This is a genomic window from Micrococcoides hystricis (genome assembly GCF_042434215.1).
Classification (GTDB): Bacteria; Actinomycetota; Actinomycetes; order Actinomycetales; family Micrococcaceae; genus Micrococcoides; species Micrococcoides hystricis.
In genome coordinates this window covers 78000-86628 of the sequence record NZ_JBHLUB010000026.1, presented here as the reverse complement: position 1 = coordinate 86628, position 8629 = coordinate 78000, and the positions used below count along the sequence as shown (strand labels likewise).

7 protein-coding genes are annotated in these 8629 nt (G+C 63.9%); 2 read left to right on the top strand and 5 right to left on the bottom strand.

The features are described from left to right. Nucleotides 1-147: 147 nt before the first annotated feature. A complete protein-coding gene (locus tag ACFFFR_RS05795; protein WP_377458634.1) occupies nucleotides 148-945 on the top strand; it encodes a hypothetical protein in 798 nt (265 codons plus the stop codon). A gap of 266 nt (nucleotides 946-1211) precedes the next feature. Here ACFFFR_RS05795 and ACFFFR_RS05790 read toward each other — a convergent pair whose 3' ends face one another. Next, on the bottom strand, nucleotides 1212-1514 hold the full coding sequence (locus tag ACFFFR_RS05790) for a hypothetical protein (RefSeq protein ID WP_377458632.1): 303 nt from the start codon (nucleotides 1512-1514) through the stop codon (nucleotides 1212-1214). Between the two features lie 26 nt (nucleotides 1515-1540). Here ACFFFR_RS05790 and ACFFFR_RS05785 point away from each other — a divergent pair, with 26 nt between their 5' ends. After that, a complete protein-coding gene (locus ACFFFR_RS05785; protein WP_377458630.1) occupies nucleotides 1541-2644 on the top strand; it encodes an HNH endonuclease signature motif containing protein in 1104 nt (367 codons plus the stop codon). Between the two features lie 47 nt (nucleotides 2645-2691). On the opposite strand, the gene ACFFFR_RS05780 is transcribed toward ACFFFR_RS05785, so the two are convergent. The 4 genes from ACFFFR_RS05780 to ACFFFR_RS05765 all read right to left on the bottom strand — a co-directional run bounded on the left by ACFFFR_RS05780 (nucleotide 2692) and on the right by ACFFFR_RS05765 (nucleotide 8629). Then, the gene (locus tag ACFFFR_RS05780) at nucleotides 2692-3462 is read right to left on the bottom strand and encodes an SDR family oxidoreductase (protein ID WP_377458629.1); all 771 of its coding nucleotides are present in this window, start codon (nucleotides 3460-3462) and stop codon (nucleotides 2692-2694) included. A gap of 72 nt (nucleotides 3463-3534) precedes the next feature. Beyond that, nucleotides 3535-4920, bottom strand: a complete 1386-nt coding sequence (locus tag ACFFFR_RS05775) for an L-serine ammonia-lyase (protein ID WP_377458627.1) — start codon at nucleotides 4918-4920, stop codon at nucleotides 3535-3537. Between the two features lie 54 nt (nucleotides 4921-4974). After that, nucleotides 4975-5586, bottom strand: coding sequence for a sarcosine oxidase subunit gamma (locus ACFFFR_RS05770; protein WP_377458626.1), 612 nt, complete (start codon nucleotides 5584-5586; stop codon nucleotides 4975-4977). Continuing rightward, on the bottom strand, nucleotides 5579-8629 hold the full coding sequence (locus ACFFFR_RS05765) for a 2Fe-2S iron-sulfur cluster-binding protein (protein WP_377458624.1): 3051 nt from the start codon (nucleotides 8627-8629) through the stop codon (nucleotides 5579-5581). The genes ACFFFR_RS05770 and ACFFFR_RS05765 overlap by 8 nt, the downstream gene beginning before the upstream one ends.

Below are 8629 nucleotides of genomic sequence, written 5' to 3'. Positions count from 1 at the left end.
CGCACACCAGCCGAAGTCGAGACCGACTACTGGCAGCAACACCAGCTGTCAGCAACAATAGAAATCAGGGTAAACGCCTAGGAAGAAAACCCGGACCATTTCACCACGGCCATCCTCGGGTGGGTCTTCCGGCACTCGTGGCGCAAGATGCTCGACCACTCACCCACCCCCTATGACACCCCCTTCCGCTCCCGCACCGGTACGGACCTGAATGCCGCCGATGCAGACTCCGCGCCGGACCCCGTTCAGGACTCCGACGAAGACCGGGTTGTCGGCCCCCAGTTCCGTGGTATCAGCGGCCCGACGACGCCCACCGTCGCCTCAACGGCCTCAACCCACCCCGCATATGCGTCGGTGTCGGGGTACTACGATCCACGCAATCCCCGAGACCCCCGGCAGCCTCTGAAGCGGGTCATCCCCCTCAAAACCCGTTTCCTGCTGGCCTTGGGTTTTGGCGTACTTACCGAGGTGTTCTACCAGCTCTACCATGCCATCGCGTTCATGCTGCACTATTCCTTCAAGCTGGGCGTGGACTTCTTCCTCTGGTACTGGGCCGAACTCTTCCACGACGGCGAACAGCTCCAAGCCCTACTCATTCGCCTGCTGTTGTGCATCACGGTCTACTGGTTGCTCGTGTTCTTCTGGCCTAGACTCGACACCTTCGTCCGCCAGCTCATCGCAGGCACCCTCACCGCTGGCACCGTTCACGCCGGCGTCGCAGCCAACACCCTGCTTCATCACCGCCCCGACTTGGAGTTCCTCGAAGCTCTCCAAACCGAGCCGGTCCTCGGCGAACTTTTGCCTGGTCTGGTGATCGGCTTGGTCGCAGCCTTCATCGTCTGGAAGCTCATCAAACCTGATCAATCACCGGAAGAAGCGCTGCCCCCATCGCAAACCGGACCCAGCTGGCGAACCCACCCCGGTCCCGGTGACAACCGCCCCTAAACTACAGCTTCCTCCACACCTGCTCATGCTCAACGGCCTGTCCTTTCTGCCGAGCCTGCTGCCTGCTCGCCGGAGCCAAACCCCAGCTAGCGTGAAGGGCACCTCGATCAGGCAAATGCGAGGTCGCACGAGCAGTTTTGTGAGGAGGACCCATGGGCAGTACACCAGCACCGATTCTCGCTTCGGCAGATGCCACGACCATGGACGCCCTCTGCACGCAGATCGAGGACGCTGAACGGGTCCACCGGCAACACGCAGCAGCAGACCTAGCTCGATGTTTCACCCTCATCCTGCTGCTGGCTCAGCAACAAGATCCGCGCGTCACGGCCGCCACGCTCACCCTCTCCAAAGCGCAAGACTTGGACAACGGCAAGCTGCTGCGCCGAGCAACAACCACCCTCGCCCAACTCAAAGGCATCTCCGAGGCCAAGGCCAAGAAACTGCTGCGCCTCAGTATCAATCTGCACCAACACGGTCAGGGCCTGCTGAAAGAACTTGCCGCCGGCACCATCTCCGCCGACTCGGTCACCGAGGCAGCCTGGCAGCTCTCCTCGATCGCACCGCCTCATCCCAAACGCGACCCCGAGGGCAATCCGTGGGATTCCGGTGCCTACCAGCGCGAACTCGAACGGGTCGAGTCGGCAAAACCCAGCTCGGAACAGCACTTGCCGAAACGGCCGGCACGGCTCCCACCGAGGAAGACTTCCGCCGCCAAGCCAGAAACCTGCGCGAACAACACCACCCCAAAAACGCCCAGCAACGGCACAGTGATGCCCACGCTGCACGACGGATCAGCGTCCACGATTGCGGCGACGGCATGTCAACCATCACCGGTTTCATCCCGACGACGCAGGCCCACGCCATCGAACGGAAAATCAAGGCAGCCGCCAACGCGGCACACAAGAAGGGCCAAGCCGCAGGACGCACCAGAACCCAGCTCGAAGCAGACCTTTTCGTCCACACCTTGCTCACCGGAACCGACGCCAGCAGTACGGCCGAGGCAACCAGCAAGAGCACCCACTCGGTCCTCCTGCTGCTCGACCTCGAGGACGCCATCGGACTGGGAGCATGCCTAGCCGAGGACCAACTGGGCTATTTGGAGCACAAATATCCGGAACTGCACCGCCAAGCCCTCGCCAACCGGGAGCACTTTTCACAACCGGCAGAAGAACGCATCAGCCCTCACCCAGCCGTCGTCGGAAGTGCACGGCCCACTGCCCGCGATCTCGTCAGCGGCGAGGACCTCGATACCGCCACGGCCGCAGAGTATTTCCACCGGGCCCAGTTCATGCGCACCGTGATCACCGACCCGATTTCCGGTTACCCGCTCGGGTTAGGGCGAAGACACCAGCCGGATCAAGCACTCAAAGAACTCATCATCGCCCGTGACCAGCACTGCCGACACCCCGGCTGCCATGTGCCGCCTCGGGACTGCGAACTGAACCACACCGACCCGTGGGCTCACGGCGGGGCCACCAGCTACACCAATCTTGAACTGGAGTGCCGTCACCACCACACCGGACTGTCCGCCCGTTGGTGGTCGGTTACAGCTGCACCGCACAGCGGCGATGGCGCACGCACGTTCACCGACGCGGCCACCGGTCGGCACACCACCACCCAGCCGCAGCTACCCCTCGACGCCGAGGCGTGGGAGGACTACCGGGCACGGCTAGCGCAGACAGATCAACCACCGTTCTAGCTTCATCCAGCCGGTACGCCCGGCCCCAGTCCCGCCCCTATCCAGGCTTAGGCCCGGCTCGGCCGCACCACCACCGTCTCAACGGTGGCCGCCCGGGACGTCTCTAACGCAACCTTGATCGTCGCTGCGATATCCTCCACCGTTGCATACTTTTCAGGTTCATACGGCAGGTTATCCAAGGCCCGAGCATGCACCTGCATCGGGGTCGCCACGCGGCCGGGGTGAATCGAGATCACCCGCACGTCATTGGCTCGCTCTTCCTCACGCAGCGCGTCAGCGAAAGCCTTCAACGCAAACTTCGTCCCGCAGTACAGGGTGCCGCCGGGGTAGGTGTACAGCCCGGAACCGGAGTTCAAGAACACTACGTCCGCGTGGCTGGCGCGCAGCGTAGGCAGCAGAGCATTCGTCAGCTCGACGGGGGCAAACACGTTCACCTCAAAGCCGTGACGCCACTGAACTCGGGTGAAGGATTCCGAGGGCGCCTTGAACATCATCTCGGCCGAATGCACCAGCACATCAACCCGGCCCAAGCGCTCCACCACCTCGGCAGCGGCCCGTCGCACAGCGTCCGAGTCCAGCAGATCCACCACAAACGGGCTGGCTGCTGGCAGCTGCTCCACCAACTCGTTCACGCGCTGCACATCCCGGCCCCCAACAACAATGTGATGGGTGTCCGCGAGCGCCACGGCCACGGCCCGCCCGATGCCGCTGCTGGCCCCGGTAATCAGCGCAACTGGCCGGCCTTCAGAAGCCGAGCCTTCCTTGGTTGATTGCTCCGTTGCCTGCTCGGGCTGGGTGTGCGCGTCGGGGTTGTTCACGTAGCTCTCCTTCTCAGTGTGATCGTCAGAGCATCCTCCACCCTCGATCTTACTGACCTGGCGCCTGCCCGGTTAGCATTCGATCACGTTGACGGCCAGCCCCCCGCGTGAGGTTTCCTTGTATTTCTTCTTCATGTCGGCCCCGGTATCCTTCATGGTCTTGATCGCCACATCCAGACTCACCTTGTGGCTACCATCGCCGTGAATGGAAAGCCGGGCCGCGTTGATCGCCTTGATGGAGGCCATCGCGTTGCGCTCAATGCACGGGATCTGCACCAGTCCGCCCACCGGGTCACAGGTCAGCCCGAGGTTGTGCTCGATGCCGATCTCCGCCGCGTTCTCCACCTGTTCCGGGCTGCCGCCCAGCACTTGGCAGAGTGCGCCGGCTGCCATCGCGCAGGCGGAGCCGACCTCTCCCTGGCAGCCCACTTCGGCCCCGGAGATGGAGGCGTTGAGTTTGAAGAGGATCCCGATGGCGCCGGCGGTGAGCAAGAAGTCCACGATCCCGTCCTCGGTGGCCCCATCCACAAAATGCCAGTAGTAGTGCAGCACGGCCGGGATGATGCCCGCGGCACCATTGGTGGGAGCCGTGACGATGCGGCCGCCGGAGGCGTTCTCCTCATTGACCGCCAGCGCGTACAGGTTGACCCACTCCATCGCCCGCATCGGGTCCTGGTAGCGGTCGTACATGCTCTCTAGGTGTTCCAGTGTCTTCTTCAGGTTCGCGGCCCGTCGCGGGACCATCAGATTTCCGGGTAGGACACCGTCCCGGTTGGAGCCGTTCTCCACGCACTCCTGCATGACCGACCAGATGTGCAGCAGCGCCTCCCGGGTCTGCTCTGCGGGCCGCCAGGCCTCCTCGTTGGCTGCCATCACTTCCGGGATGGTCATCTCGTGGCGGGTACAAACCTCCAACAGCTCATCCCCGGTGGAGAACGGGTATGGCAGTTCCGTCTGATCCGCCACCACGGTGTCTTCCTCGGAGGCGTCCCCGTCCACCACAAAGCCGCCACCGATCGAATAGTAGCTGCGTTCGGCCAGCACCGTCCCATCGGCCGCGAAGGCCGTGAAGGTCATCCCGTTAGGGTGGGCCGGCAGCGACTTGCGCATGTGCAAGATGAGGTCTGTTTCCCGGTCAAAGTTGATCTCGTGTTCGCCCGCTAGCCGTAGCCGGCCCTCGGCCACGATGTCGCGGACCCGGCCCGGGGCCGCGATGGTGTCCACCGTTTGTGGGTCTTCCCCTTCCAGCCCCAACAGCACTGCGGAGTCGGAGCTATGGCCCCGCCCGGTCGCCCCGAGGGAGCCGAACAGTTCGGTCTTCAGCCGGGCGGTGCTGTGCAGCTGGTCCGCTTCGGCCAGCAAGTCGATGAACTGCTTGGCCGCCCGCATGGGCCCCACCGTGTGGGACGAGGACGGGCCGATGCCGATTGAAAACAAATCCAACACACTCAAAGACATAGAAACTGACTCCTAGTTCGTGGCTATCGGGGCTGGTAGAGGAAGAAACAAGGGCTAAACGTACTCGCGCATTGCGTCCAGCAACCAGTTCACGGTGTGCGGGGTGAACGAGGCGCGCGGTAGCAGCCACCAGGTCTCGGCCGCGGTGCGCCAGAGCACGACCGAAGAGCCGGCCACCAGTGTCAGGATGGCGGTGTCGACGGCGAACACGTCAGGGTGCACGTCCACTTCGACCATCTTGTACAGCACGTCGGTGGCATGGGGCCCAGACAGTTCCAGCACCGTCCGGTTGGCAGTCAGTTCCACGGCTTGGCCCCGGTGGGTGCCGATGGTCTTGGCCAATTCGGCGGCCAGTTCGGCCGAGCTGAGGTCCAGCTCCGCCTCATCGGCGGCCACCAGCAGGAAATCATCCGGTCCCAGCCACAGCAGCTGGCCCGGCACCGGTTGTTGCACCGGAACCACGTGGCCGACCCGTTCCGGCAGGCCCGCACCGAACAGGTTCTCTAGGGCTTGTGCCGCCTCCGAGCCCAGTTCGGCGCGCAGCCCAATCTGGGTTTGAAACGGGACTTCTTTCAGGGCCACCCGCTCGTTGCTGGCGGCCGCCATCTGCTCGTGCCGGTCCCCCGCGGGGCTGCGACGGTAAGAAAGTACGGTTGCGTTAGCCATCTCGGCGTTCTCCTTCTGGGTCAAACAGGACGGTCGGACCGACTTCGACTTCGGCCAGCTGGCCCTCGAAGGACGCCATCAGTTTCTGCCCGATGAGGTCCGGTCCGTTCTTGATCAGCGCTAGGCCGAAGCTGCGGCCCAGGGCTTGGGAGTGGTAGCTAGAGGTGACAAAACCCTGCATGGGGATTGGGCGATCCGGTAGGTTCTCCCCGGTGTAGTCGCCGAGGTCTTCGGCGCGCACCAGCTGCGTTCCTTCCGGCAGTTTCAGGGCTGTGTCGACCGGCAGGACGCTGACCAATTTCTTCCGGTCGGCGGCAGTATTGGCCAGCCTACTGTAGGAGCGCTTGCCAATAAAGTCTTTTTTGATCTTCGAGACAATCCAGTCCATGCCCAAGTCCTGCGGGGTCACGGTGCCATCGGTGTCTTGGCCCACGATCGGGTAGGCCTTCTCCGCACGCAGCACGTGCATCGTTTCGGTCCCGTACGGGGTGATGTTGAATTCGGCGCCGGCTTCGGCCACATCCTCCCAGACCTTCAGCCCGTAGTAGGTGGGCACGTTGATCTCGTAGGCCAGTTCGCCGGAGAAGGTGATGCGCACGATGCGGGCGTCGATGCCGGAGGCCAGGGTGGTGTTGCGGTACTCCATGAACCCGAAGCCCTCCTTGGACACATCCAAGTCTGGGGCCACTTTGGCGATGACGTCCCGCGACTTCGGCCCGACCACAGCAATCGTTGTGTACTGCTCGGTGGCGGAGGTGAACACCACGTCCAGCTCCGGCCATTCGGTCTGCGACCACTCTTCCAGCCACTCCAGCACGTCCGCGGCACCGGAGGTCGTGGTGGTCATGAAGAAGTGATCCTCCGCCAAGCGCGTGGTCACCCCATCGTCGAACACCATGCCATCGGGGGTGCACATGATCCCGTAACGGGCCTTACCCACCGGCAGTTTCAGGAACCCGTTGGTGTAGACCCGGTTCAGGAACTCCGCCGCATCGGTGCCTTTGATGTCGATTTTCCCTAACGTGGTGGCGTCCATGAAGGCTACCGATTCACGTGCCGCCCGGCATTCGCGGGCGACGGCGGCCTCCATGTCTTCGCCGTCCTGCGGGTAGTACCAGGGCCGTTTCCACTGACCCACGTCTTCAAAGAGCGCACCGTGCTCGACGTGCCACGGGTGGATGTTCGTCTCCCGGGCGGCATCGTAGAGCTCCCCGACGGCACGGCCGGCCAGCGCGGCGAAAGCGACCGGGGTGAAGGGGGCACGGAACGTGGTGGTACCGATCTGTCCCGGGGATACCGGGCGCGGCTGGGCCTGTCCGGTTTCGGCAGTCGCCGCAGTTGCGGCGGTGTTGGCTGGTTGCTGGCTTGGCTGGCCGGTAGCCACTGAGTTCACTTCCCCACCGGTGATGGCCTGGGCAATCAGCCCGATGGTGGCCACGCCACCGATTTTGCCCTGTTCCACACCGGTCGAGATGGAGGTGTAGCGTTTGACGTGTTCCACCGACAGCATGCCGGCGCCGGTGGCGCGCAGCACGTCCCGGACGGTGTTATCGCGCTGATAGTCGACAAAGTAGTCCGCCAGCGCTTCCAACTGGGTCGCCTCGTGACCGAGTGACTGGTGTGCTTGACGGCCGGGTACGAACCAAAGCTGGTCTGCTTGGCCGGTCTCAGCCACGCGGGCGGAAACGGTTTCCGGATCGTAGAAGTCACTGCTCTGGCCGGCGGCTGCGGCGGTGCCGGCTGCTGTGCCTTCGGCGAGCGCACGGGCCAAGCTGTAGCTACCGTTCAGCGCACCAACGGTGTGCTGGTGCTCTACCGCGGCGGTCGGCACGAAGCCGGCCAGCTGCTCGTCCCAATGCATGCGGCCTTGACGCTGGGAGTGTAGGTTCACGTTCGGGGAGAGTCCACCGGAGACCACCAGCAGGTCAGCGTCCAGTTGCTCGGCTTGATCTTCGGCGCCGCGGGTGGCTACCCATACGGCGCGCACGCAGTCTTCGCCTTCGGCGTCTACCACCACGGAATTGTGGCGTACGCGAACACCGGCGGCCTCGGCCGCGGCCGTCTGCGCTGAATCGGCCCGCGAATCGATCAGCGTCACCTCTGCCCCGGCCCGTGCCGCGGCAATTGCTGTACAGTATGGGCCGTCATGGGTGGTGAAGAAGACCATGTTCTTGCCCGCCAACACCCCGTAGCGGCCCAGGTAGCGTTGTACGGCGGAGGCGAACATCACACCGGGCAGGTCGTTATTGGCGAAGACCAGCGGCCGGTCGAAAGCGCCGGTGGCCAGCACGACTTCCTTGGCGATGATGTGCCAGAGCCGCTGCCGGGAGACCCCATCGGGACGTTCTTGGCCCGCGGCCCGGTAACCGCCCTCGCGGTCCTCAACTGCCACCAAGTAGTTATTGTCGTATGAACCCAACACGGTGGTGCGTTTGAGCAGGCGAACATTCTTGGCCGCTTCCAGTTCAGCCACGGTTTGGGCGGCCCAATCGGCTGCCGGCACCTCATCGATGCGGCTGGTCTCGTCATCGGCGAGAACGTCTAACAGGGTGCCGCCAAAGGCATGGTCCTGTTCCAGCAACACCACGCGTTTGCCGGAGGCAGCGGCGGCTTTCGCGGCCGCCAGCCCTGCCGGGCCCGAACCAACGACGGCAACTTCAACGTGAACGGTGTGCTTGTCGTATTCCTCGGTGTCCTTGCGGGCATCCAAGGTCCCTATACCTTCTAGGAGCCGGGCCGAGAGTCCCTCGACTGCTTCCACGGTGGTTGCCGGCAACATGGATTCGTTGTGCTCGCCCTCAACTAGGACGAAGGCGTTCGGTTCTTCGACGCCGGCAGACAGGATCCCGCGTGGACGGCGGCGGTAGATAGAATCGCCGACCCGGATGCGGCCGTTGGCCAGCAGCGCGGAGGCCAGGGTATCCCCGGCCAGCCCTGTGTAGGTCTCGCCGTCGACGGTGAAGGTCACGGGGGTGTCCGAAGTCAGCGAACCGGCGGCAGCACCATCACCGATGCGGTGGGCTGCGCAAGCTTTTTCAGTCAT

Bases quoted from the DNA above. Each gene is read 5' to 3' on its own strand.
- ACFFFR_RS05775 (WP_377458627.1), bottom strand. From the start codon at position 4,920: ATGTCTTTGAGTGTGTTGGATTTGTTTTCAATCGGCATCGGCCCGTCC.
- ACFFFR_RS05770 (WP_377458626.1), bottom strand. From the start codon at position 5,586: ATGGCTAACGCAACCGTACTTTCTTACCGTCGCAGCCCCGCGGGGGAC.
- ACFFFR_RS05765 (WP_377458624.1), bottom strand. From the start codon at position 8,629: ATGACTGAAAAAGCTTGCGCAGCCCACCGCATCGGTGATGGTGCTGCC.
- ACFFFR_RS05795 (WP_377458634.1), top strand. From the start codon at position 148: ATGCTCGACCACTCACCCACCCCCTATGACACCCCCTTCCGCTCCCGC.
- ACFFFR_RS05790 (WP_377458632.1), bottom strand. From the start codon at position 1,514: ATGAGGCGGTGCGATCGAGGAGAGCTGCCAGGCTGCCTCGGTGACCGA.